Below are 21,899 nucleotides of genomic sequence, written 5' to 3'. Positions count from 1 at the left end.
GCAGACTGGTCCGGCGCCTACTCGCCGCTTTCGCTGGCATCGAGGGCGTCCAGCGGGTCGACCGCACCCAGCGCCTGGGCTTCGACCTGCACGTTGTCGCGCCCCATCGCCTTGGCCCGGTAGCACTGGGCGTCGGCGGCGGCCACGGCATCATCCACGCTCATGCCCCCGAACAGCGGGGCGATCCCGATGCTGGCCCCCACGCTCAACCGGCGCTGATCCCAGGGGATGGACAACCCGCGCATCGCCTCGAGCAGGTCGCTGGCGATGCGCCGGGCACGCTTGAGCGAACAGCCGGCCAGGATCACCGCGAACTCGTCGCCGCCCAGCCGCGCCACGATGTCCGAATCGCGCACGCCGTGCCGCAGCACGCTGGCCACCGCCCACAGCACGGCATCGCCGGCCAGATGGCCGTGGGTATCGTTGACCGGCTTGAAGTGGTCCAGGTCGATGTACATCAACGAGGCCGACTGCCCGGTCCGCGCGACCCGGGTGATGGCCTGTTGCAGGTGCGCCTCGAAACCGCGCCGGTTGCTCAGTTCGGTCAGCGGGTCGATCTCGGCCAGATGCCGGGCTTCGCGCTGGCGGGCGCGCTGCTGGGTGACATCACGGATCACCCAGACCGCGCCGCTGACCTGCCCCTGCTCATCGCGCAGCCAGGCACGGGTAAGGTCGACCGGCAGCAGGTGGGCACCGACCGACAGCAACAGGTCCGAATGCAGATCGACCGCGTTGCTGTCCGGGTCGAGCAGCACGGCCACATCCAGCGGTGAGCGCGGCGCGTACTCGGTGGTGAGTTCCATCACCTCCTGCAGCTGGCTGCCGGCCAGGGCCTCGGCGCCCTCCCCGGCCAGCGCGCGCGTGGCCGCGGCATTGGCGTACTGGATGCCCCCGTGCAGATCCAGGGTGAGCACCATGTCGGCCACCGCATCCAGGGTGACGCGGGTGCGCTGCTCGGATTCGCGCAGCTGCTGGCCGCTGAGCCGCTGCGCGGTCACGTCCTGGATCTGCGAAACGAAATGCAGTGGCTCGCCATTCTCAGTGCGCACCAGCGAGACCGACAGCCGCCCCCAGACCAGGTTGCCGGCCTTGCCCAGATAGCGCTTCTCCATGTGGTAGTGCTCGCGACGGCCGGCCAGCAGATCACCGAGCAGGGCCAGGTCGGCGTGCAGGTCATCCGGATGCGTCAGTGTCTGGAAGTCGATCTGCAGCAGTTCGGCACGGGTGTAACCGAGGATGCCGCACAGCGAATCATTGACGTCCAGCCAACGCCCTTCCAGCGAGACCAGGGCCATGCCCAGCGCCGCCGAAGAGAACGCCCCGGCAAACTTTTCGGCCGCGACGAAGGCCTGCTCGCGCACCTGCAGCAGCGGGGTGAGATCGACCGCCATGCCGACATAGCCGATCCGGCTGCCCCCCGCGCCGTCCAGTGGGCTGATCGACAACCGCACCTGGCGCCGCTCGCCGTCCTTGCGCAGGAAGGTCCATTGGTGCGACCACGTGCCTTGGGCAGCGTGCGCGGTCAGTGCCTCGAAAATGGTCGGCATCCGCCCCTCCGCATCCATCTGGGGCTGCAGGTAGGCACGCATCTCGTCCGGATCATGGAACAGCCCGGGGTTGACCCGCCCGATCACCTCCTCGGGCCGGTAACCCAGCAGCTTCTGGGCGCCGGTATTGAACAGGCTCACCACCCCGTTGATGTCGGTGGCGATCACCGCAACCTCATCGGATGCATCCACCACCGCCTGCAGGCGCTGGCGCATGTTGGCCGCGTCCTGCCGGGCCTGCTGCAGATCGGTGACGTCGGCATGGGCACCGGCCATCCACAGTGGGTGGCCCTGCGCATCGCGTTCGTAGACGCGGCCACGGTCCTGCACCCAGATCCAGTGGCCCTGCTTGTGGCGCATCCGGCACAGGCTGTCGTAGTGCGGCGAGCGGCCCTCCAGATGCGCGCTGAGCAGCGCGTTGGATTGGGCCAGATCTTCGGGATGCACCAGCCGGAAGAAGGTCTCGGGCGTGATCGGGGCGAGTTCCTCGCGGGTGTAGCCCACGATCTCCGCCCAGCGCTCGTTGACCCGCATCTGCCCGCCCGGGATGTTCCATTCCCAGGTGCCGGCCGCGGTGCCGTCGATGATCATTTCAAGCCGATGGCGCTGCTCGGCCATCTCACGCAGCGCTTCGGCCGCTTCGGCAGCGTCGGAGGCGCCGGTCGGTGACTGGCTCATGGGCGCCCTCCGCGCCGGCAGGCCGCGCACAGCCCTGCCGCAGCGCGGTGATCGGCGCTGCGGCCCGCCCGGTTGCCCGGTCCTGCCTGGTCGTCTGTCATCTGGGCTCCCCGCCGTCCACCCACCCTACGGGCATTCAACGGGAAGTGTGCGTAAACATGCGTCAAACCAGAAGTGCCCACGGCCACCCAGACCCCCGAAAACGCCAAAGGCCGCCCGAAGGCGGCCCCTGGCAGGCAACGGCAGCAGGCTCAGCCGCCGCGCTTGGCCCGGGCGAAGGCATCGGCCAGCGCATTGTTGGCCGGCGGTGCCGCGCTGCCCGGACGGGGGCCGGACGGGCCGCCGCGGTTGCCGTTGCGCGGGCCATTGCCCGCCCCACCGTCGCGGCGGCCGCCACCGGCCGGGCGCGCGTCGCGCTCGCCCGGGGCCTTGGCCGGGGCCGGGGTGTCATCCAGGCGGCGGGTCAGCGCGATGCGCTTGCGCGCCACGTCGACCTCCAGCACCTTCACCTTGACGATGTCACCGGCCTTGACCACGTCACGCGGGTCCTTGACGTAGGTGTCCGACAGCGCGGAGATGTGGATCAGCCCATCCTGGTGCACGCCGATGTCCACGAAGGCACCGAACGCAGCCACGTTGCTGACCACGCCTTCCAGGACCATGCCGACCTTGAGGTCCTTCAGTTCCTCGACACCGTCGGCGAAGCGGGCCGCCTTGAACTCCGGACGTGGATCGCGGCCGGGCTTCTCCAGCTCTTTCAGGATGTCGCGCACGGTCGGCACACCGAAGGTCTCGTCGGTGAACTGTTCCGCCTTCAGGCCGCGCAGGAAGCTGCCGTCGCCGATCAGGGCCTTGATCGGGCGTGCGGTGGCCGCCACGATGCGCTCCACCACCGGGTAGGCTTCCGGGTGCACCGAAGACGCATCCAGTGGCTGGTCGCCATCGGCGATGCGCAGGAAGCCGGCGCACTGCTCGAAGGTCTTCTCGCCCAGGCGCGGCACTTTCAGCAGGTCCTTGCGGCGCTTGAACGGACCGTTGTCGTCGCGATGCCGCACGATGTTCTCGGCCACGGTGGATGACAGCCCGGACACGCGCGACAGCAGCGCGGCCGAGGCGGTATTGACGTGCACGCCGACGGCGTTGACGCAGTCCTCCACGCGCGCATCCAGCGCGCGCGCCAGGCGGTACTGGTCCACGTCGTGCTGGTACTGGCCCACGCCGATCGCCTTGGGTTCGATCTTCACCAGCTCGGCCAGCGGATCCTGCAGGCGGCGGGCGATCGACACCGCGCCGCGGATGGACACGTCCAGGTTCGGGAATTCCCTGGCCGCAAACTCCGAGGCAGAGTACACCGAGGCACCGGCCTCGCTGACCACGATCTTCTGCAGTTTGGTATCGCCCAGCGCCTTGATCACCTCACCGGCCAGCTTGTCGGTCTCACGGCTGGCCGTGCCGTTGCCGATCGCGATCAGTTCCACGTTGTGCTGCACGCACAGCTGCTTGATCGTGTGCAGCGACTGGTCCCACTGGCGGCGCGGCTCGTGCGGGTAGATGGTGTCGGTGGCGACCAGCTTGCCGGTGGCATCGACCACGGCGATCTTGCAGCCAGTGCGGATGCCCGGGTCGAGGCCGAGCACGGCCTTCGGGCCGGCCGGGGCGGACAGCAGCAGGTCCTTGAGGTTGTCACCGAACACCGAGATCGCCTCGGCCTCGGCTTTTTCGCGGGCCTGGTTGAACAGGTCCAGCAGCAGGTGCATGTGCAGCTTGGCGCGCCAGGTCAGGCGGCAGGCGTCCAGCAGCCAACGGTCGCCCGGGCGGCCGGCATCGCGGATGCCCGCGTTGTGCGCGACGCGGCCTTCGGCGTACAGATTGCCGGCCTCGGCATCGCTGCCCGGGTCCAGCTCCAGGAACAGGATTTCCTCGCGGCGTGCGCGGAACAGCGCCAGCAGGCGGTGCGACGGGATCTTCGCCAGCGATTCGGAATGTTCGAAGTAGTCGCGGTACTTGGCGCCCTGCTCTTCCTTGCCCTCGGCGACACGCGCGCGGATCACGCCGTTCTCGCCCAGCCAGGTGCGCAGCTCGCCAACCAGCGCGGCATCCTCGCCCCAGCGCTCCATCAGGATGGCGCGGGCGCCTTCCAGCGCTGCCTTGACGTCGGCCACGCCCTTGTCGGTATCGACGAAGGTCGCGCCGAAGACCTGCGGATCCAGACCCGGATCCGCCAGCAGGCCATCGGCCAAGGGCTCAAGGCCGGCCTCACGCGCGATCTGGGCACGGGTGCGGCGCTTGGGCTTGTACGGCAGGTAAAGATCTTCCAGGCGCGACTTGGTGTCCGCGCCGAGGATCTCGTTGCGCAGCTCATCGGTGAGCTTGCCCTGTTCGTCGATGCTGGACAGCACCGCGGCGCGGCGGTCTTCCAGTTCACGCAGGTAGGTCAGGCGCGTTTCGAGATTGCGCAGCTGGGTGTCGTCCAGGCCGCCAGTAACTTCCTTGCGGTAGCGGGCGATGAACGGAACGCTGGCGCCTTCGTCCAACAGGGCGATGGCGGCCAGGGCCTGGGCGGTCTGGGCACCGATCTCATCGGCGATGGTCTGGGCGATCTGCTGCGCGAGCTTGATGTCAGGCATTGCTTCCGGCCGGAGCCGCTTTGCGGAAAGAACCCATTCTGGCGATGCCGGGCGGCCGGGGAAAGCCGTTGACAGTCCGGTGAGAACCTGTCGCCCCGTGGCGGTGACCACACGAGGGGTCCTGCGTTCACGCCGGCATCCTTGCGTGGGGCCGGGATGCCGGCGCGGGCGCCCTTGATCAACGGGCGCCTTGGCGGTGCTGCGGGTTACCGGTAATGCACGGCAGCGCGTTGATGGACGATCTCATCGCGCATCGACTCCAGCGCCATCACCCGCACCTTGCCTACGCCCTGCAGTTCCATGAACCGCTCGGTGTAGATCTCAGGGCCCTGCTCGGTATCGGCCTGGGATTTGCTGAAGCCATGCGGCACCAGGCCCTTGTCGCCATCCTTGCTACCACCGACATAAAGAACGATTGCCATGTGATGTGTTCCTCCAGAAAAACGGTTGCTCATACAACGCTGCAAGCTTACCCCGTCAAACCTGACTGATTCGTCATGCAGGCTAATAACGTTTTTTTGCATGCAGATGACGTCGCGTTGCCGACGTTTTTCTTACACGGATTTAACGCGGAAATAACGCCACCGTGGCCACCACCCGCGGCCCTGCAGCGCGTACACATCGGCCGCGCGCTCGAACGGGTTGCGTGCACTGACCCCGCCGCACAGCAGGTACACCGGCAGATACAGCGGCCCCAGCACCAGGTACTGGTAGACGTGCGCGCGCTCGTGGTCGTGCAGGCCGATCACCGGCTCGGTGGCGTGACCGGCCTGGTGCGCGTAGGTCCGGCACGGCACGTCGAGCACCGGGCCGGTATGCAGGATCACGTTGCCCAGCGTGATCGCCCCGCCCGGCCCCCAAGGGAATTCACGGAACACGACCGCGCAGTCGCGCCCGTTCCAGGATGGACGTGCGCCAGCCAGCATCGCCGTGGTGCCCGCGGCGAGACCGATCAGGGTATTGGGCGAGGTCCACACCGCGCCCAGCATCTGCAATGCGCGCAGCAGCACCGGCGACAGGCTCAATCGGCCTCGTTGGGGATCAGCAGCCACAGGATCAGATAGACCAGGATGCCCGGAAACGCGGCCGAACCGATCGAGATCAGCACGAACAGCACCCGGACCAGGGTGACGTTCCAGCCGAAACGATGTGCAATGCCGCCCATGACGCCGGCGATCATGCGGTCGTTGAGCGAGCGGGACAGCGGGCGCGGCGATGTGTTCATGCACGGGGTCTCGAGCCGGTAGATGCCGACTCTAGCGCGAACCATGTCTACGGGGTGCGTTGGCGCAGGGCCGCCAACCGCGCGGTGAACCAGACCGCCGCGGTCTGCTCCGGCTGGCCCGGGCAGGCGATCCGGTACGGCTTGCCGCTCATGCTGCTCTGGCTGGCAGCGCGCTCGATGAACTGCTCGGCGGTGTCCACCTTGTCCTTCCTGAGCAGGTAGTCGTACTTGCGCTGAAGGTGCAAACGCGCATCGGCGGGACCGTACCAGCTGCCATTGCGCTGGAACTGGCACTGGGAGCCATCCAGGCTTCCGATCAACTGCGCGATCTCGCGCTGTGCCTGCGCGCTGGGCGCGGCCAATGCGCCTGACGTCGCCAGAAGAAGTCCCGCAGACGCAACTGCGAGGCAATGAATTCGGACAAATCCCATGGCGCTCCCAATTTGCTTGCCCTGATTGTAGGTGTCACGCGATGCCACTGGAAAACCTCATTCAACGTTCCATGCCCTGAATGTTTGCACGGAAGGACGGGAAATCGGGAGCAACAACGGTCACGCCATCAGTATGGAACTCGTCCTCAGCAACTGTGAACTTCACAATTCCCGTTTGTGTATCAAGCCAATATTTGTTATCACCGCAGTCACCGGCAAAGGGGATGTGGGTTTCGAGGAATTCACGCATTTCGGGGTAGTAAAAATGCACTGACCCAATGACTTCCGCTATCGACAACAGTCGCGGATTGGAGGGCATACCGGCCACCTCAATGTAATTGAATGCCTCCACTTCGAGCCGATTGTAATCCCCCGCAAGCACTTCGTAGAATGCGTCGCGATAGAACACTGCGCCGCCGTCGAAGTAGCCGCCATTGTGCTTCGAATAGAAATCGATGAAGTCGTCTCTGCCCGGGAACCTGCTAGGTACCATGGCTGCAATCAGTTCGACCGAGACCGCTGGCGACGAATCATTGAAGGCGACGTTGCTTCTGGCGAAACCGGCTGGCTGCTCCATACACGTATCCATCTGACGGGCACTCCAGCGTATCCATATTCCGCAATCGAGCAAGCTCGACTCTACACGTCCCGGGCCTTCAGCCAGTTGTCGATGGTCGCCGGCACTTCGCGCTGTGCGCGGCCGGAGACGTAGATGCCGATATGCCCACCGCGGAAACTGCTTTCGGTGTAGTCGGCGCTGCCGATCCGGCCGCGCAGCGCGCGTGATGCGTCCGGTGGCACCAGGTGGTCCTGTTCGGCGTAGATGTTCAGTACCGGCAACGTCACCTGCTGGAGGTCGACATGTTCCTCGCCGATGCGTACGCCATCGTGCATGAGCCCGTTGCCCTGGTAGAACTGCTTGATGAAATCACGGAACGCTTCGCCCGCCAGATCCGGCGAATCGAAGATCCACTTTTCCATGCGCAGGAAATCCTCCAGCGCGTCCTTGTCATCGAGGATGTCGAGCAGGCCGACGTACTTCTGCACGTTGAGCCGGAACGGCTTGAGCATCAGGTAACTGGCGTTCATCAGATCGGCCGGGATGTTGCCCAGCGTGTCCACCAGCAGATCCACGTCCACCTGCCGTGCCCAGTGCGAGAGCATGTTGTCCGGGGTGTGGAAATCGACCGGGGTGACCATCGTGATCAGGTTGGCCAGCTTGGCCTGGCGCAGCGCGGCGTAGCACAGCGCGAACACGCCCCCCTGGCAGATGCCGAGCATGTTGATCGGCTCACCGCCATTGTGCGCCTGCAGGTGGTCCACCGCGCCATCGACGAACCGCAGCAGATAATCCTCCAGCGTCTGGTAGCGCTCGGAGCGGTCCGGATAGCCCCAATCCAGTACATACACATCGTGGCCGAGCGCCAGCAGTTTCTGCACCAGCGAGCGGTCTGTCTGCAGGTCGACCATGTATGGCCGGTTGACCAGCGCATAGACGATCAGCAGCGGCGTCCGCCGTACCGGCGCCTGGCCGCCGACAAACCGGTACAGGGCGACCTTGCCATCGCGCCACACTTCCTCGCGGGTGGTGACGCCGTACTCGACATCCTCCACCGAGGGCAGCAGCGTCAGTCCATCCATCAGCTTGCGCTGCATGGCCAGGGTTTCCTGCAGCAGGTCTTCGGCGTTGAAGCCCAGGGGACCTTTCATGCGCTGCGTTTCCGGGGTTTGGCGGCGGCCTTCACCGGTTGGGTGGCTGTAGCGGTTTTCGCGGCTTCAGCGGCTTTCGCCGTCTTCGCAGGTTTGGGTGCCTTGCTCTGTTCTGGTGCCGCCTTCTTCGGGGCTGCCTTCTTCGCGGCTGCCTTCTTCGGAGCGGACTTCTCCGGAGCTGCTTTCTTCGGAGCTGACTTCGTCGGAGCTGCCTTCTTCGAGGCGGCCGGCCGGGTGGCGGGCCTGCCATCGCCTGCGCCGCCGGCCATGCGCCGCACCAGCCGCTCCAACTCGGCGATGCGGCGGTGTGCCGCATCCATTTCCGTGCGTGTCGGCAGGCCGAAGCTCTCGGTCAGCCGTTCGATTTCCTGCTGGGTTGCCGCGCGCAGCCGCATCTGGGCGTTACCGAGGGCGGCGTAGACCGCCTGGAACGGTTCGGACAGCGCGACCTTCGCGTAGGCCTCTTCGGCCGCGTCGATCCACAGATCGAACATCGCCCGTGCACTGGTCAACTGATTGCCCGGCTGTTCGTGTTCGGCCAGGCGCTGCTCGAACAGGGTGAACGCATCGTCCAGCGCCTGCTTGATCTGCTCCACGTAATCGCGCGAGTGCGCCTGGTAGTCCTGCTGCGCCCGCAGCAGGGCCTGCCAGCGGGCCTGATGCTCGCGGCCGGGGCCGAACGCCGGGCTCTGCAGCCACGGGCCGAGCTGGCGCTGCAGGGTTTCCAACAGCTGCAGCAGGTCCGGGCCTTCGGCCTGGGTATGACCACGGGCGCCCTGCAGCATCCACTGCAGCAGCCCGTCGCCCTGCCCCAGCACCGCCGTGCGCCACGCCTGCGCGACTTCGGCGCTGGTGGTGTCGCGGCCGGCGAACTGGGCCGCCACCTGCTGCATGGTGCCGTACCAGCCACCGGCCTGTTCACGGAAACGGTGCACGGCCTCGTCGGCCGGCCCACTGGCGGCGTTGGGCATCATCTGCGCCCACCAGTCGATCGCCTGCTGCCAGTTTCCGTGTCCCTCGGGGCCGGCCGCCTGGCCCGGCGGCGCTGCGGCGTGCCGCAGGGCATCGCCCCACGCACTGAAATACTGCCGCGCAAGGGCCTCTACGTCGCCTGCGCTGCTGCCGCTGCCCGCCGTGGTCATGACCGTCCTCCCATCTCGGGAAACGATGATAGCAATGCCGCGTCGCCGCGCCTCACGGCTTGGGAATGCGCAGGGTCTTGCTGATCATCAGCGAACCGGACAGCGCGAACAGCAACACCAGCGGGTGCAGCTGCCACGGCCCGAGCTGCCACTGGCCCAGCCACAGGTCAGGCCCGGTCGCACCGATGCTGGCGGCCACCGCCAGCACCACCACCAGCGCCAGGCTGGTCGGGATCGGGGTGCCCTCGAAGTACGGCACCTTGTCGCCTTCGCCGGCCAGCGCCTCGGCGGTCACGTTGTAGCGTGCCAGGCGGCTGACACCGCAGCAGACGAAGTAGCTCAGCACCAGCCAGTCCCAGCCGCCCTGCATGCCACAGGCGTAGGCCAGCGCGGCCGGCGCCACGCCGAAGGAAATGATGTCCGACAGTGAATCCAGTTCGCGGCCCAGCGTGGAGCTGGACTTGCGCCAGCGGGCGATGCGCCCGTCCAGGGCATCGAAAATGAAGGCCAGCGGGATCAGGGCCATCCCGAACAGCAGATAGCTGCGCTCGCCGTCCTGCAGGTAGCGCATGGCGGCAAAGACCGCCCCGGTGCCGCAGAACGCGTTGGCCAGGGTGAACCAGTCGGCCAGGTGGAACTCGCGCAACATCGAGAAGTGACGTTTCATGAAAGATCGGGTGGCGGCAATCGGAAGAGAGTACCGCGACCGGCCCGCGCCCGGACAGCCCACCCTACGCTGCCGTACCCCGGCCTTGCCGCGCCGTTCACGCAAGCACGACCTGCGGTGAATTTTTGGCCACCCATCTTGACAGCGAGCACCGGCGGGGGCCGACGCGGCTTATCCACAAACTTGCCCACGAGTCATCCACACCCCCTGTGGACAACTCAGTCTCATTGGCCGCGACGCTGGTGATTTGTTGATCACCGATCCTCATCGCCAGACGCAAATCGGCCTTCACGCCGCCGCCCATCGAGCGACCCGGTCGGCTAAGCTGGCCGATGGACTCCGCCGCCGCCCGGTCCTGCCGCCCACCGACAGGAGTCTTGCGCGTGCTTTCCCCCGATGATCTGGCGACCCAGTTGCGCCACCCGCATGGGATCCACGCGCTTGCGGTGGCCCAGTCGATGAACCGCAGCAACGGTGATCTCAACCGCGCCGCCCTGGCGCTGCTGTCGGTCACTGCCGGCGAGCAGGTGCTGGAGATCGGCCCCGGCAATGCCGCCTTTGCGCCCGAGCTGCTGCGGGCGCCGCACAGTCGTTACCTGGGCGTGGATGTCTCCGCGGCGATGGTGGCGGCCGGCAATGCACTGCTGGCCGGGCACGGTCTACAGGATCGGGCCGAGCTCCACCTCGGCGACGCCCATGCGCTGCCGCTGGACGAGGCCTGCATCGATGCGGCGCTGGCGGTGAACACCCTGTATTTCTGGGACGAACTGAAACTCCCGTTCGCCGAGTTGGCGCGCGTGCTGCGCCCCGGTGGCCGGCTCTGCCTGGCCTTCGGCGATGCGGCGTTCATGCGCACCCTGCCGTTTGCCGCACATGGCTTCCACCTGCACGAACTGGCTGAGGTCGAGCAGGCCCTGCGCAGCGCCGGGCTGACCGTGCAGGCCTGGCGTGCCCATCACGAAACCGGGCGCAGCAACGACGGGCGCGAAGTAAACAAACACTTCCATCTGCTGCTCGCCCGCCGGTTGTAGTGCCGGCCGCTGGCCGGCAGCCACGCACCTCCGTCTCCGCTCATGACGTGCCGGCCGCTGGCCGGCAACCACCCTACAGGCGGGTGTAACTCCACGACTGCATGGCGCCGTCGCGGTACGGCATCACGCCGTGGAAGGCGCGCGGCTCGTCGTCGAAGACCAGCGGCAGGAAGCTGCGATCGCCTTCCCACAACGGCAGGCTGTCGATCTTGTCCACGTCCACCCACTCCAGCGTGCCCTCCGGGTTGGAGGTCAGCGGCGTGCCGGTGAAGTCATCGATGACGAACACGAAGCCGAACCAGTCCTCACCGTTCCTGCCGAAACCCGGCCAGCTGATCGTGCCGCGCAGGCGCATGGTCCCGCACTCGATGCCGGCCTCCTCGCGGATTTCGCGGCGCATGCAGGCCGCGGCGTCTTCATCGCGCTCCATCTTGCCGCCCAGCCCGTTGTACTTGCCCAGGTGCAGGTCACCAGGGCGGGCATTGCGGTGGATCATCAGCACTTGCTTGCCGTCGGCGGACAGCACGTAGCCCAAGGTGGCCACGATGGGGGTATAGGGCATTTCGCACACGCTCGGGAACACAGACCCCGATTATGCGTGATCCGCCAGGCCGCGGCTCAGGGCACCAGGCTGGTGCGGCGTGCGTCGGCCGGTGCGGCCACCTCGCCATCGCGGCGCAGCGTGGCCACGCCGTGGCCGCGTTCGGCCAGGTATTCCAGCCATTTGCCGAGGAAGGTGTTCATCCGCATGCGGTGGCTGATCAGCTCGGCCGGCGGCGGGTACATCCCCACCACGTCCTGCCAGCGGCGGCCGACGTAGCAATGGGTGGTCTCGGCCTGCCGGGCATCACGGTACAGGCGCACATAGGCCGACGGGTCCGGCTGCCCGGTGACCGGGTCGGCGAAGTCGTAGGTCAGGCGCAGCTCGACCGTATAGCGGTGGCACTCGATGACATCCAGGCGCACATCCAGCCCATCGCCGATCGAGGAGACGTAGCTGCCGGGCACCAGTTCGGAGGGTGCGAACAGGCGCACCAGGTGCTGGTAGTTTTCCGCATACAGGCCCATCAACCAGCTCAGGCGGCTGAGCCGGGGAATGCGTTCGATACGGGGCGATGCCTGGGCCATGGGTCGATCCTACACGTTGATCTCCCAACGTGGGGGCGGCACCCCGCCGGCCAAAGGGGCGGCCCGCAACCGGTTCACGGACGCAGGGCAGCCCCGGCCCGGGACGAAGGAAGCGCCCCCTTGCTGTTCAAGGGGGCGCGCCGATCAATACATCTCGCGCTGCAGCCCCAGCGTGCCCAGTACCTTGCTCGAGATCTCCTCGATCGAGGTATGGGTGGTGCTCAGGGTCGGGATCCGCTCCATCCGGAACATGGTCTCGGCGGCGGCGACCTCGCGGCGGCAGGTCTCCAGGTTGGCGTAGCGCGAGTTCGGGCGACGCTCCTGGCGGATCTGCTGCAGGCGGTCCGGGTCGATGGTCAGCCCAAACAGCTTTTTCCGGTACGGACGCAGGCGCGGCGGCAGGCGATCCTGCTCCAGGTCCTCGTCGGTCAGCGGGTAATTGGCCGCGCGAACCCCGTAATGCAGGGCCAGGTAGATGCAGGTCGGGGTCTTGCCGGCCCGGGAGACGGCCACCAGGATCACGTCGGCATCGTCGTAGTTGATGGCGATGCCGTCGTCATGGGTCAGCGCGAAGTTCATCGCGTTGATGCGGCGGTGGTAGGTCTCGAAGTCCACCATGCCGTGCGCCTGGCCGACCCGGGAATGCCGGTTGACGGCCAGTTCCCGCTCCAGCGGCTCGATGAAGGGCGCGAACACATCCAGCATCAATCCGCCGCTTTCGGCCAGGATGATGCTCAGCCCGCTGTCCACGCAGGAACTGACCACGATGGGCCGGACCTGGTACCGCTCGCCCGCTGCACGGATCCTTTCACAGGCTTCGCGCGCTTTTTCCGGATCATCGATGAACGACATCCGGTCGGTGATGAAGCTGAACCCGGAGAACTGGGTCAGGAGGCTATGCCCAATGGTTTCAGCGGTGATACCGGTTCCATCGGACACGTAGAACACCGGTCGGATCGTCGACATACGGCTTTTACCCCCTCCGAAGCTTAAAAAGGCTGTCGATACAAGCTTGTGCCGACAGCGGTCTGCCCGGCATCATATCGGCTTCTTCCTACGGACGTGGCCATCCAGCCCGCCTCGGGCGATGGCCAAACGGAGCATCGCGCTTGAACGAGAACATCCTGTGGTTGCACGAACTGCGCCTGGCCGACCTGGCCCGCGTAGGCGGCAAGAATTCGTCGCTTGGCGAAATGATCGGCAACCTGGCCGGTCTGGGGGTGTCTGTCCCCGGCGGTTATGCAACCACCTCTGAAGCCTTCAAGGACTTCATCGCCCATAACGATCTGTCCAAGCGCATCTTCGACAAGCTGGCCACGCTGGACGTGGAAGATGTCGGTGCCCTGACCCTGGCCGGCAAGGAAATCCGCGGCTGGGTGATCGATGCCCCGCTCCACCCGGAACTGGACCAGGACATCCGCAGCGCCTACGCCAAACTGTGCAGTGAAAACGGCGGCGGCGATGTCGCCGTCGCGGTGCGCTCCTCGGCCACCGCCGAAGATCTGCCCGATGCGTCCTTCGCCGGCCAGCAGGAGACCTTCCTCAACGTGACCGGCGCCGACGATGTCGTGCTCAAAGTCAAGGAAGTGTTCGCCTCGCTCTACAACGACCGCGCGATCGCCTACCGCGTCCACCACGGCTTCAAGCACGAGGATGTGTTCCTGTCCGCCGGCGTGCAGCTGATGGTGCGCTCGGGCGTGGGGTCCTCCGGCGTGCTGTTCACCCTGGACACCGAGTCCGGCTTCCGCGACGTGGTGTTCGTCACCTCTTCGTTCGGCCTCGGCGAAATGGTCGTGCAGGGCGCGGTCAACCCCGACGAGTTCTACGTCTACAAGCCCACGCTGAGCGCCGGCAAGCCGGCCATCCTGCGCCGCTCGCTCGGCAGCAAGGCGATCCGCATGGTGTATTCGGATGTCCCCGGTGAGCGCGTGCGCATCGAAGACACCCCGGCCGAACTGCGCAACACCTTCTCCATCAGCGACGAGGACGTGCAGGAACTATCCAAGCAGGCGCTGGTCATCGAAAAGCATTACGGCCGCCCGATGGATATCGAGTGGGCCAAGGACGGTGTCAGCGGCAAGCTGTTCATCGTGCAGGCGCGCCCGGAGACGGTGAAGTCGCGTGGCCATGCCACCCAGATCGAACGCTTCGCGCTGAACCAGAAGGACGGCAAGGTGCTGGCCGAAGGCCGCGCCGTGGGTGCCAAGATCGGTGCCGGTACCGCCCGCGTGGTGCGTACCCTGGACGACATGGCCCGCGTCCAGCCGGGCGACGTGCTGATCGCCGACATGACCGATCCCGATTGGGAGCCGGTGATGAAGCGCGCCTCGGCCATCGTGACCAACCGTGGCGGCCGTACCTGCCACGCGGCGATCATCGCGCGTGAGCTGGGCGTGCCGGCCGTGGTCGGCTCGGGCAACGCCACCCAGGTGATCCAGGACGGCCAGGAAGTGACCGTCAGCTGCGCCGAGGGCGACACCGGCTTCATCTATGAGGGCAAGCTCGAGTTCGAGCGCACCACCACGGACCTGGGCAACATGCCGCCGGCGCCGCTGAAGATCATGATGAACGTGGCCAACCCGGAACGCGCCTTCGACTTCGGCCAGCTGCCGAACGCCGGCATCGGCCTGGCGCGTCTGGAAATGATCATCGCCAGCCACATCGGCATCCACCCCAACGCCCTGCTGGAGTACGACCGTCAGGACGCGGCGACCAAGAAGAAGATCGACGAGAAGATCGCCGGTTACGCGGATCCGGTCAGCTTCTACGTCGGCCGCCTGGCCGAAGGCATCGCCACCCTGACCGCTTCGGTGGCCCCGAACCCGGTGATCGTGCGCCTGTCGGACTTCAAGTCCAACGAGTACGCCAACCTGATCGGCGGCAGCAACTACGAGCCGCACGAAGAGAACCCGATGATCGGCTTCCGCGGCGCCAGCCGTTACGTCGATCCGAGCTTCTCGGCCGCCTTCGCACTGGAGTGCAAGGCCGTGCTGCGCGTGCGCAACGAGATGGGCCTGGACAACCTGTGGGTCATGATCCCGTTCGTGCGCACCCTGGAAGAAGGCCGCAAGGTCGTCGAGGTGCTGGAACAGAATGGCCTCAAGCAGGGCGAGAACGGCCTGAAGATCATCATGATGTGCGAAGTGCCGTCCAACGCACTGCTCGCCGATGAGTTCCTGGAGATCTTCGACGGCTTCTCGATCGGCTCCAACGACCTCACCCAGCTCACCCTGGGACTGGATCGCGATTCCTCGATCGTGGCGCACCTGTTCGACGAGCGGAACCCGGCGGTGAAGAAGCTGCTGTCGATGGCGATCAAGTCGGCACGTGCCAAGGGCAAGTACGTCGGCATCTGCGGCCAGGGGCCGTCCGATCATCCGGACCTGGCCGAATGGCTGATGCAGGAAGGCATCGAGTCGGTGTCGCTGAACCCGGACACCGTGGTCGACACCTGGCTGCGCCTGGCCAAGCTCAAGGCCAAGGGCTGATCCTCCCGGCCTTGAGATGACAAACAAAACCCCGCGCAAGCGGGGTTTTGTTTTGTATGCCGTCGGTAGAGCCGACCGTTGGTCGGCTGCTCCGTTGGTCGGCTGCTCCGTTGGTCGGCTGCTCGATCGGCCGGCTGCTCCGTCGGCCGGCTACACCATCGGTCGGCTGTACCCGCCCATCCCCCACACTCCAACGGCACATCGCCTGATGGGCGCCCCGCGCACCGATGGGCATCCTGACGGCATGCCCAGCCCACGCCTTCATCACGGCCGCCACTCCTGCATCGGCACCGTGTACGCGCTGACGACCATCACGCATGCGCGTGTACCCCATTTCCACCAGCCCGACCTGGCCAGGCATGTCATGCAGGTGCTGCATGCCATGGAAGACGAGCATCGGGTCTGCAACCTTGCGTGGGTGGTCATGCCAGACCACGTGCATTGGCTGATGCAGCTCCGGCAGGGCTCCCTGGGCGCATGCCTGCAGCGCTTCAAATCGCGCAGCAGCCTGCTCATCAATCGCCAATCCGCCCGCAACGGCCCTGTCTGGCAAGCCGGTTATTACGACCACGCACTACGCAAGGACGAAGACCTGCGACGCCAAGCCACCTACATCCTCGCCAACCCGGTCCGTGCCGGCCTGGCGGAGGTGATCGGTGCGTATCCCTTCTCGTGGTGCAGATGGCCCACCGAAGACCATCCGCCCGGGTAGAGCCGACTGTTAGTCGGCTGCCGCGCATCGCGTGGCGGATCACGTGTGCATGGCGCCGGATGGGTGGGCAGCTGACCAACGGTCAGCTCTACCGACCATGGATCGTGGGCCTAAGCGCCGGTAGAGCCGACCGTTGGTCGGCTGCCGCGCATCGCGCGGCAGATCACGTTTGCGCGGCGTCGGATGGGAGAGCAGCCGACCAACGGTCGGCTCTACGGGGTGTGCGTTCAGGCCTCGGCGGTTTCCGCCACCGGGTAGTCGGTGAACCCTTCCGCGCCGCCGCCGAAGAACGTGGCCTTGTCCGGGGGATTCAGCGGCAGGCCCTGCTGCAGACGCTCCGGTAGGTCCGGGTTGGCGATGAACGGCCTGCCGAAGGCGATCAGGTCGGCCCACCCCTTGGCCAGCGCCTCCTCGGCGCGTTCCACGGTGTACTTGCCGGCGTAGATCAGCGTGCCGCGATAGATCATGCGCAGTGCCTCCTTGAAGGCTACCGGCATGACCGGGGCGTCTTCCCAGTCGGCTTCGGCGATGTGCAGGTAGCCCACGCCGATCTCGTCCAGCAGATGCGCCGCGGCCAGGTAGGTCGCCTGCGGGGTGTCGTCCACCGCGCCCTGCAGCGTGGTCAGCGGCGCCAGGCGCACACCGACGCGCTCGGCCCCGATCTCCGCGGCCACCGCCGCGGTCACCTCGCGCAGGAAGCGCAGGCGGTTCTGCAGCGAGCCGCCATAGCCGTCGGTACGCTGGTTGGCCTGGGAGTCGATGAACTGGTTGATCAGATAGCCGTTGGCACCATGCAGTTCGATGCCATCGAAGCCGGCGGCGATCGCATTGCGCGCGGCCGTCGCGTAATCGCGCACGATGCCGGCGATCTCTTCGGTGGTCAGGGCCCGCGGCATCGAGTGCTGGACCATCTCGCCGACGCCGCTCTGCGGGCCCCGGCCGTCCGGATCGACAAACACCTTGACCCCTTCGGCCAACAGCGCCGACGAGGACACCGGCGCGGCGCCGCCCGGTTGCAGGGCCACGTGCGAGACGCGGCCAACGTGCCAGAGCTGGGCGACGATGCGACCGCCAGCGGCATGTACCGCCTCCGTCACGCCGCGCCAGCCGGCAACCTGGGCCTCATCGTGGATGCCCGGGGTCCAGGCATAGCCCTGCCCCTGCTGGCTGATCTGGGTGCCCTCGCTGACGATCAGGCCGGCCGAGGCACGCTGGGCGTAATAAGTGGCCATCAGCGCCGTGGCGACGTTGCCCGCACCGGCCCGCGAACGGGTCATCGGCGGCATCACGATACGGTTGGGCAGCGTCAGCGCGCCGCGGGTATAGGGAGAGAACAGCATGGCAATCCTTGATCGGGGGAGCCGCCGAAGCGGTGATGCCGACAAGGATGGGGACAGGGCCGCCGGCCCAACAGGCCTGCGGCGGCAAAACAGTTGTGCCGCCGATGCAACGATCGCTCAGTTGCGCTCGGCGGCCAGCAGGGAATAGGCAGCCCGCACGGTCTCGTAGCCGTAGCTGCGCTCCAGCCGGCGCACGATGAAGTGCCCGCGCGCCACGTCCTGGTAGTAGTCGGTGAACATGGTATTGAGCGTGGCGCCGGCCACCGCCCCGACGATCGGGACCGCCTGCGCGGCAAACTTCTCGGTGACCACCACGCCGAAGCGCGCCGCCACTTTCTCCACGATCTTGGCCAGCCATTTGCCGGCTTCTTTCGGGGTCAGGCCGATCATCACCGGGCTGCCGCCGACCGCGCGCCCGGCCAGCTCGGCCGACAAGTGGCGCATCACCTCGGCAGTGAAGCCACGCGTGATGTAGTAGCCCGTCTCGCTGGCGTCATCCTTGCCGGAGTTGCCACCCAGCGCGAACACCTCCAGGCAGGCATGCCGCGTGCTCATCTCGCGCAGGTCGAAGCCCTCGCTGCGGGCGACATCGGCCACCGAGCGCATCATGATCGTGGTGGACACGGGCAGTTCGATGAACAGCGTGGTGAAGCCGAACGCACCGCCTACCGCGCCCGATGTTGCCGCCGCCAGTTTGTGCCAACGCGTGGAGGCGGCCTTGCCAGGCGTGTTGTCCATGCTCCACAACGCGGCCTGGGCGGATTTGAACAGCGCCGCCTCGACCGCGCCGTGGATGCGGCGCGAAACCGAATCAGGCAACCGCTTGACCGCGAACTCCAGTGGCGAGCCGATCAGGTTGGCCATCTTGGCCGTCAGCGTGGGCGATTCCAGCAGCTCCACCGCACGTTGCAGATCACGCCAATCCTGCGAGGTCGGCAGGATCGAGGACGGCAGCGGCGGCGGTTGCGGCGAGGTGATGGCATTCATGGCCGCGATCATAGCGCCGCCGATGTTCATCGCTCGTCGCCTCGCCTGCCGTCAGCTGAACGATCCGGCACAGGCCGGCGTGCCGTGCCGATCCTGCTCGCTGGATCAGGCAGGCAGGCCCGACAGCGCCCCCATGAACTGGCGGTAATGGCGCAGCTCTTCGATGGAATCGTGGACGTCGCTCAGCGCGGTATGGCTGGCGGTCTTGCCGACGCCCGCCGCGACGCTCGGGGCCCAGCGCTTGGCCAGTTCCTTGATCGTGGACACGTCCAGATTGCGGTAGTGGAAGTACTTCTCCAGGCGCGGCATTTCACGGTGCAGGAAGCGACGGTCCTGGCAGATCGAGTTGCCGCACATCGGCGAGGCACCGGCCTTGATCCACTGCTGCAGGAACGCGATGGTCTGCGCTTCGGCCTGGCCCAGGGTCACCGTGCTGTCGACCACGCGCTGCCACAGGCCCGAGCGGCGGTGCTGGTTGCGGTTCCATTCGTCCATCGCCTCCAGCCGCTCCACCGGATGATGGATGGCGAACTCCGGACCTTCGGCCAGCACCTTCAACTGCGCATCGGTCACCACCGTGGCGATCTCGATGATCGCATCGTTATCGGTGTCCAGACCGGTCATTTCCAGATCGATCCAGATCAGTCGCTCGCCTTCTGCGCCGTTGTCGGCCATGTGTTCGCCTTGTGCTGGGCCGCCGCTTGCGCCGCGACCGGGATGGAGGAGGCGCCCATGATACCGCCAACGCGTCACGGCCCTGTCGCTGCAGCGGCGTTATTCCAGCAGCAGCGGCGGCTTGCCGCGCTTGGCGCGGAAGTAGTTGGTCAACCGGGTGCTGGCATCCTTGGCCAGCACCCCCCCGTGGATTTCCACGCGATGGTTGTGGCGCGGGTCGCCGATCAGGTCGAACACGCTGCCGCAGGCGCCAGTCTTGGGATCGGTGGCCGCGTACACCAGCCGCGCCACGCGTGCGTGCACGATCGCCATCGCACACATCGCGCATGGCTCCAGCGTGACGTAGAGCGTGCTGCCGATCAGCCGGTGGTTGGTGATCGCCCTGCCCGCTTGCCGCATCGCGACGATCTCCGCATGTGCGCTGGGGTCGTGGTCGGCGATGTTGAGGTTCCAGCCTTCTCCGAGCACGCTGCCATCGGCACCGACCAGCACCGCGCCGACCGGGATCTCGTTGAACTCACGCTCGGCCCGCTCGGCCAGCCCCAGCGCGTGGCGCATCCAGTATTCGTCCTGGTCGTGCACCGGCACGCCCAGCGGCGGCGGCGGCGCGAGGCGCTCAACCATGGCCGTTGGCCTTGCGTACGAACGCGTCGAACGCGGCCAGGGTCGCCTCGCTCACGTGATGCTCGATCCCTTCGGCATCGCGGCGCGCCGAATCGGCATCCACGCCCAGCGCCAGCAGGAACTGCTCCACGGTCTGGTGGCGGGCGCGCATCTCCACCGCCAGCTGCTCGCCGGCCGGGGTCAGGAACACGCCGCGGTACGGGCGCTGGATCGCCCAGCCCTCCTTGACCAGGCGCTTGAGCGCCTTGGCCACCGTCGGCTGCGCAACCCCCAGCCGCGTCGCGATATCCACCTGCCGGGCCTCACGGCCATCGGCGATCAGGTCCGCGATCAGCTCCACGTAATCCTCGACCAGCTCGGACCGGCGCGCTTCACGCACCTGCACGAAGCCCTCGACATGCACCTGGGCGTCGATCAGGGGCGAGACGGCTTTACGGGTCGAGGACGGCATGGTGGCTCCAGCAATGGCCGCTGGCGAAGGGCTTCGGCGCCCGGACAGTTTACCTCACGGGGGTTTGCGACTGATCCGGGCGGCCCGGCGGGCGCCGCGCGCGCCGATCTTTCGATAGGCACCGACCAGAATGAAACCCATGTCTCATTCATAGGATCTTGTATTTGACAAATGATTTTTGTTGCCGGATACATACACCACCTACTCAGCCATGGACCCGGCCGAAGGCCAAGGAGCAGCATGGACGCATCCGCATTCCGGAAGTACGGCAGCCTCGCTCTCATCGTTGTCCTGGCCGTGCTGATGACCGCGCTGGCGGTGCAGAACCGGCAGCTCCGCCAGGAGCAGGCGCTGCTGGTGAGCAAGGTCGAACAGATCTCCAAGGCCGCCCACGGCCTTCCCGAGGGCGCCCAGCCCGAGGCCCTCACCACCATGGCACTCGACGGCCAGGCGGTTACCCTGGCCGGCCCGGCCAGCGGTCGCCAGGTCCTGTACTTCTTCTCCCCTGCCTGCAGGTTCTGCCTGGCCTCGGTGCCGCAGATCCAGGCGCTGGACGCGGCCGGTCGCAACAACGGCAACCGCGCCTTCGAGATGGTCGGCATCAGCCTGCCGCCCCACGAAACCGCTGCCGATTACGCGCGCCAGCATGGTTTCGCGTTTCCGGTGGTGAACGATACCGATGACCGGCTCCGGCAGCGCTACACCGCGACCATGGTGCCGATGGTGGTCGTCATCCAGGACGGCAAGGTGATCTACCGCCATGTCGGCCAGCTCAAGGAGCGCTCGGTGGATGCGATCACCGGCGCATTCGTGATCAACGCCGCCCGCAACCAGGCGCCCGCGCCGGCAGGCTGAAGCCATCCCACGTCGCTGCCAAGGCGACGTAACCAGGTCCCTCCGCGCCCGCTCGCCGGGGGCGGATCGACAGTTCCGTCCGTGTTCCTGTTGCATCCGCGTCACCACAACAGGAGAAGCACCATGAAGTCCAGGAAGTTCCTTTCGGTCTTTGGCGGTATCGCTGTTGTCTGCGCCCTGGCGTTCGCATCGAGCCAGGCAGTGGCGACCTCCAGCCAGCCCAAGCAGCTGGATGGCTGTCCCTACAAGCCCGGCTGCACCTATGGCGGGCACAGCGAGATCCGGTGCTGCCAGCCGGTGTAACGCGTGACTGCGTGGCAACACGCGCCCCGTCAGCCTCATCCACAGAAGGAAAGACAGACCATGAAGTCGAAAACGCGGTTGTTGTCAGCCCTGAGCGGCGTCACCCTGATCTGCGCGTTGGCCTTCGCATCCAGCCAGGCGCTGGCTACCTCCAGCCAGCCCAAGCCGCTGGCCGGCTGTGAAGACCAGCCGGGCTGCACCTACGGTGGGCACGGGCTGTATCTGTGCTGCGAGCCGCTGTAAGCACGTCCACCATCCCGGCCCTGCGCCGGGATGGT

At 66.6% G+C, this 21,899-nt stretch carries 24 protein-coding genes; 6 read left to right on the top strand and 18 right to left on the bottom strand.

The features are described from left to right. Window positions 1-17 precede the first annotated feature (17 nt). The 10 genes from PV764_RS13090 to PV764_RS13045 form a co-directional block, all read right to left on the bottom strand. The gene (locus tag PV764_RS13090) at window positions 18-2,225 is read right to left on the bottom strand and encodes a PAS domain S-box protein (RefSeq protein ID WP_019184943.1); all 2,208 of its coding nucleotides are present in this window, start codon (window positions 2,223-2,225) and stop codon (window positions 18-20) included. A 251-nt stretch (window positions 2,226-2,476) separates the two neighbouring features. Next, a complete protein-coding gene (locus tag PV764_RS13085; protein WP_390330047.1) occupies window positions 2,477-4,852 on the bottom strand; it encodes a Tex family protein in 2,376 nt (791 codons plus the stop codon). Between the two features lie 206 nt (window positions 4,853-5,058). Beyond that, window positions 5,059-5,274 (bottom strand): hypothetical protein, encoded by a 216-nt coding sequence (locus PV764_RS13080; RefSeq protein ID WP_019184137.1) that lies wholly within the window; start codon window positions 5,272-5,274, stop codon window positions 5,059-5,061. A gap of 132 nt (window positions 5,275-5,406) precedes the next feature. Continuing rightward, on the bottom strand, window positions 5,407-5,841 hold the full coding sequence (locus PV764_RS13075) for a hypothetical protein (RefSeq protein ID WP_051010514.1): 435 nt from the start codon (window positions 5,839-5,841) through the stop codon (window positions 5,407-5,409). 32 nt (window positions 5,842-5,873) lie between these two features. Next, window positions 5,874-6,077 (bottom strand): PspC domain-containing protein, encoded by a 204-nt coding sequence (locus PV764_RS13070; RefSeq protein ID WP_070425344.1) that lies wholly within the window; start codon window positions 6,075-6,077, stop codon window positions 5,874-5,876. A 47-nt stretch (window positions 6,078-6,124) separates the two neighbouring features. After that, window positions 6,125-6,508 (bottom strand): YfeK family protein, encoded by a 384-nt coding sequence (locus tag PV764_RS13065; protein WP_421116790.1) that lies wholly within the window; start codon window positions 6,506-6,508, stop codon window positions 6,125-6,127. A gap of 61 nt (window positions 6,509-6,569) precedes the next feature. Continuing rightward, complete coding sequence (locus tag PV764_RS13060; protein WP_421116789.1) at window positions 6,570-7,085, bottom strand: SMI1/KNR4 family protein; 516 nt, start codon at window positions 7,083-7,085, stop codon at window positions 6,570-6,572. A gap of 62 nt (window positions 7,086-7,147) precedes the next feature. Then, window positions 7,148-8,218 carry a class III poly(R)-hydroxyalkanoic acid synthase subunit PhaC gene (phaC, locus tag PV764_RS13055; protein WP_421116788.1) on the bottom strand — a complete coding sequence of 357 codons (1,071 nt, stop codon included), beginning with the start codon at window positions 8,216-8,218 and terminating at the stop codon, window positions 7,148-7,150. Then, the gene (phaE, locus tag PV764_RS13050) at window positions 8,215-9,360 is read right to left on the bottom strand and encodes a class III poly(R)-hydroxyalkanoic acid synthase subunit PhaE (protein ID WP_421116787.1); all 1,146 of its coding nucleotides are present in this window, start codon (window positions 9,358-9,360) and stop codon (window positions 8,215-8,217) included. Before phaE ends, phaC begins: the two co-directional genes overlap by 4 nt. A 52-nt stretch (window positions 9,361-9,412) precedes the next feature. After that, a complete protein-coding gene (locus tag PV764_RS13045) occupies window positions 9,413-10,027 on the bottom strand; it encodes a CDP-alcohol phosphatidyltransferase family protein (protein WP_421116786.1) in 615 nt (204 codons plus the stop codon). A 377-nt stretch (window positions 10,028-10,404) separates the two neighbouring features. Between PV764_RS13045 and PV764_RS13040 the strand changes: the two genes are divergently transcribed. After that, window positions 10,405-11,058, top strand: coding sequence for a class I SAM-dependent methyltransferase (locus PV764_RS13040; RefSeq protein ID WP_399622577.1), 654 nt, complete (start codon window positions 10,405-10,407; stop codon window positions 11,056-11,058). A gap of 73 nt (window positions 11,059-11,131) precedes the next feature. Here PV764_RS13040 and PV764_RS13035 read toward each other — a convergent pair whose 3' ends face one another. The 3 genes from PV764_RS13035 to ppsR all read right to left on the bottom strand — a co-directional run bounded on the left by PV764_RS13035 (window position 11,132) and on the right by ppsR (window position 13,152). Further along, window positions 11,132-11,620 (bottom strand): NUDIX hydrolase, encoded by a 489-nt coding sequence (locus tag PV764_RS13035; protein ID WP_026069931.1) that lies wholly within the window; start codon window positions 11,618-11,620, stop codon window positions 11,132-11,134. 56 nt (window positions 11,621-11,676) lie between these two features. Next, complete coding sequence (locus PV764_RS13030) at window positions 11,677-12,186, bottom strand: DUF1249 domain-containing protein (protein WP_019184147.1); 510 nt, start codon at window positions 12,184-12,186, stop codon at window positions 11,677-11,679. A gap of 144 nt (window positions 12,187-12,330) precedes the next feature. Beyond that, window positions 12,331-13,152: a posphoenolpyruvate synthetase regulatory kinase/phosphorylase PpsR gene (ppsR, locus tag PV764_RS13025; protein WP_019184148.1), complete on the bottom strand. Its 822-nt coding sequence runs from the start codon at window positions 13,150-13,152 to the stop codon at window positions 12,331-12,333. A gap of 143 nt (window positions 13,153-13,295) precedes the next feature. Here ppsR and ppsA point away from each other — a divergent pair, with 143 nt between their 5' ends. Then, complete coding sequence (ppsA, locus tag PV764_RS13020) at window positions 13,296-15,674, top strand: phosphoenolpyruvate synthase (RefSeq protein WP_421116785.1); 2,379 nt, start codon at window positions 13,296-13,298, stop codon at window positions 15,672-15,674. 244 nt (window positions 15,675-15,918) lie between these two features. Further along, complete coding sequence (locus tag PV764_RS13015) at window positions 15,919-16,386, top strand: REP-associated tyrosine transposase (RefSeq protein ID WP_421116944.1); 468 nt, start codon at window positions 15,919-15,921, stop codon at window positions 16,384-16,386. Between the two features lie 227 nt (window positions 16,387-16,613). Here the strand turns inward: PV764_RS13015 and PV764_RS13010 are convergent, their stop codons facing one another. The 5 genes from PV764_RS13010 to mntR all read right to left on the bottom strand — a co-directional run bounded on the left by PV764_RS13010 (window position 16,614) and on the right by mntR (window position 20,463). After that, the gene (locus PV764_RS13010) at window positions 16,614-17,726 is read right to left on the bottom strand and encodes an alkene reductase (RefSeq protein WP_421116784.1); all 1,113 of its coding nucleotides are present in this window, start codon (window positions 17,724-17,726) and stop codon (window positions 16,614-16,616) included. Window positions 17,727-17,843: 117 nt separating this feature from the next. After that, window positions 17,844-18,713, bottom strand: a complete 870-nt coding sequence (locus PV764_RS13005) for an EcsC family protein (protein ID WP_046273417.1) — start codon at window positions 18,711-18,713, stop codon at window positions 17,844-17,846. A gap of 105 nt (window positions 18,714-18,818) precedes the next feature. Then, a complete protein-coding gene (gene orn / locus PV764_RS13000; protein WP_019184153.1) occupies window positions 18,819-19,388 on the bottom strand; it encodes an oligoribonuclease in 570 nt (189 codons plus the stop codon). 99 nt (window positions 19,389-19,487) lie between these two features. After that, the gene (gene tadA / locus PV764_RS12995) at window positions 19,488-20,012 is read right to left on the bottom strand and encodes a tRNA adenosine(34) deaminase TadA (RefSeq protein ID WP_070425351.1); all 525 of its coding nucleotides are present in this window, start codon (window positions 20,010-20,012) and stop codon (window positions 19,488-19,490) included. Then, window positions 20,005-20,463: a manganese-binding transcriptional regulator MntR gene (gene mntR / locus PV764_RS12990; protein ID WP_019184155.1), complete on the bottom strand. Its 459-nt coding sequence runs from the start codon at window positions 20,461-20,463 to the stop codon at window positions 20,005-20,007. Before mntR ends, tadA begins: the two co-directional genes overlap by 8 nt. A gap of 240 nt (window positions 20,464-20,703) precedes the next feature. Here mntR and PV764_RS12985 point away from each other — a divergent pair, with 240 nt between their 5' ends. From PV764_RS12985 to PV764_RS12975, 3 genes are all read left to right on the top strand, one after another. Further along, window positions 20,704-21,318 (top strand): peroxiredoxin family protein, encoded by a 615-nt coding sequence (locus PV764_RS12985; RefSeq protein ID WP_341987297.1) that lies wholly within the window; start codon window positions 20,704-20,706, stop codon window positions 21,316-21,318. A gap of 123 nt (window positions 21,319-21,441) precedes the next feature. Next, window positions 21,442-21,621, top strand: a complete 180-nt coding sequence (locus PV764_RS12980) for a hypothetical protein (protein ID WP_019184157.1) — start codon at window positions 21,442-21,444, stop codon at window positions 21,619-21,621. 60 nt (window positions 21,622-21,681) lie between these two features. Beyond that, window positions 21,682-21,864: a hypothetical protein gene (locus tag PV764_RS12975; RefSeq protein WP_019184158.1), complete on the top strand. Its 183-nt coding sequence runs from the start codon at window positions 21,682-21,684 to the stop codon at window positions 21,862-21,864. Window positions 21,865-21,899: the final 35 nt, after the last annotated feature.

It is taken from the genome of Stenotrophomonas sp. AS1 (genome assembly GCF_048957655.1).
GTDB classification, from domain to species: domain Bacteria; phylum Pseudomonadota; class Gammaproteobacteria; order Xanthomonadales; family Xanthomonadaceae; genus Stenotrophomonas; species Stenotrophomonas bentonitica_A.
This window is presented reverse-complemented; position numbering and strand designations above follow the sequence as displayed.

What these genes read in the sequence shown, in the direction of transcription:
- PV764_RS13090 (WP_019184943.1), bottom strand. Translation starts at nt 2,225, where the DNA reads ATGAGCCAGTCACCGACCGGCGCCTCCGACGCTGCCGAAGCGGCCGAA.
- PV764_RS13085 (WP_390330047.1), bottom strand. Translation starts at nt 4,852, where the DNA reads ATGCCTGACATCAAGCTCGCGCAGCAGATCGCCCAGACCATCGCCGAT.
- PV764_RS13080 (WP_019184137.1), bottom strand. Translation starts at nt 5,274, where the DNA reads ATGGCAATCGTTCTTTATGTCGGTGGTAGCAAGGATGGCGACAAGGGC.
- PV764_RS13075 (WP_051010514.1), bottom strand. Translation starts at nt 5,841, where the DNA reads ATGCTGGGCGCGGTGTGGACCTCGCCCAATACCCTGATCGGTCTCGCC.
- PV764_RS13070 (WP_070425344.1), bottom strand. Translation starts at nt 6,077, where the DNA reads ATGAACACATCGCCGCGCCCGCTGTCCCGCTCGCTCAACGACCGCATG.
- PV764_RS13065 (WP_421116790.1), bottom strand. Translation starts at nt 6,508, where the DNA reads ATGGGATTTGTCCGAATTCATTGCCTCGCAGTTGCGTCTGCGGGACTT.
- PV764_RS13060 (WP_421116789.1), bottom strand. Translation starts at nt 7,085, where the DNA reads ATGGAGCAGCCAGCCGGTTTCGCCAGAAGCAACGTCGCCTTCAATGAT.
- phaC (WP_421116788.1), bottom strand. Translation starts at nt 8,218, where the DNA reads ATGAAAGGTCCCCTGGGCTTCAACGCCGAAGACCTGCTGCAGGAAACC.
- phaE (WP_421116787.1), bottom strand. Translation starts at nt 9,360, where the DNA reads ATGACCACGGCGGGCAGCGGCAGCAGCGCAGGCGACGTAGAGGCCCTT.
- PV764_RS13045 (WP_421116786.1), bottom strand. Translation starts at nt 10,027, where the DNA reads ATGAAACGTCACTTCTCGATGTTGCGCGAGTTCCACCTGGCCGACTGG.
- PV764_RS13035 (WP_026069931.1), bottom strand. Translation starts at nt 11,620, where the DNA reads ATGCCCTATACCCCCATCGTGGCCACCTTGGGCTACGTGCTGTCCGCC.
- PV764_RS13030 (WP_019184147.1), bottom strand. Translation starts at nt 12,186, where the DNA reads ATGGCCCAGGCATCGCCCCGTATCGAACGCATTCCCCGGCTCAGCCGC.
- ppsR (WP_019184148.1), bottom strand. Translation starts at nt 13,152, where the DNA reads ATGTCGACGATCCGACCGGTGTTCTACGTGTCCGATGGAACCGGTATC.
- PV764_RS13015 (WP_421116944.1), top strand. Translation starts at nt 15,919, where the DNA reads ATGCCCAGCCCACGCCTTCATCACGGCCGCCACTCCTGCATCGGCACC.
- PV764_RS13010 (WP_421116784.1), bottom strand. Translation starts at nt 17,726, where the DNA reads ATGCTGTTCTCTCCCTATACCCGCGGCGCGCTGACGCTGCCCAACCGT.
- PV764_RS13005 (WP_046273417.1), bottom strand. Translation starts at nt 18,713, where the DNA reads ATGAATGCCATCACCTCGCCGCAACCGCCGCCGCTGCCGTCCTCGATC.
- orn (WP_019184153.1), bottom strand. Translation starts at nt 19,388, where the DNA reads ATGGCCGACAACGGCGCAGAAGGCGAGCGACTGATCTGGATCGATCTG.
- tadA (WP_070425351.1), bottom strand. Translation starts at nt 20,012, where the DNA reads ATGGTTGAGCGCCTCGCGCCGCCGCCGCCGCTGGGCGTGCCGGTGCAC.
- mntR (WP_019184155.1), bottom strand. Translation starts at nt 20,463, where the DNA reads ATGCCGTCCTCGACCCGTAAAGCCGTCTCGCCCCTGATCGACGCCCAG.
- PV764_RS12985 (WP_341987297.1), top strand. Translation starts at nt 20,704, where the DNA reads ATGGACGCATCCGCATTCCGGAAGTACGGCAGCCTCGCTCTCATCGTT.
- PV764_RS12980 (WP_019184157.1), top strand. Translation starts at nt 21,442, where the DNA reads ATGAAGTCCAGGAAGTTCCTTTCGGTCTTTGGCGGTATCGCTGTTGTC.
- PV764_RS12975 (WP_019184158.1), top strand. Translation starts at nt 21,682, where the DNA reads ATGAAGTCGAAAACGCGGTTGTTGTCAGCCCTGAGCGGCGTCACCCTG.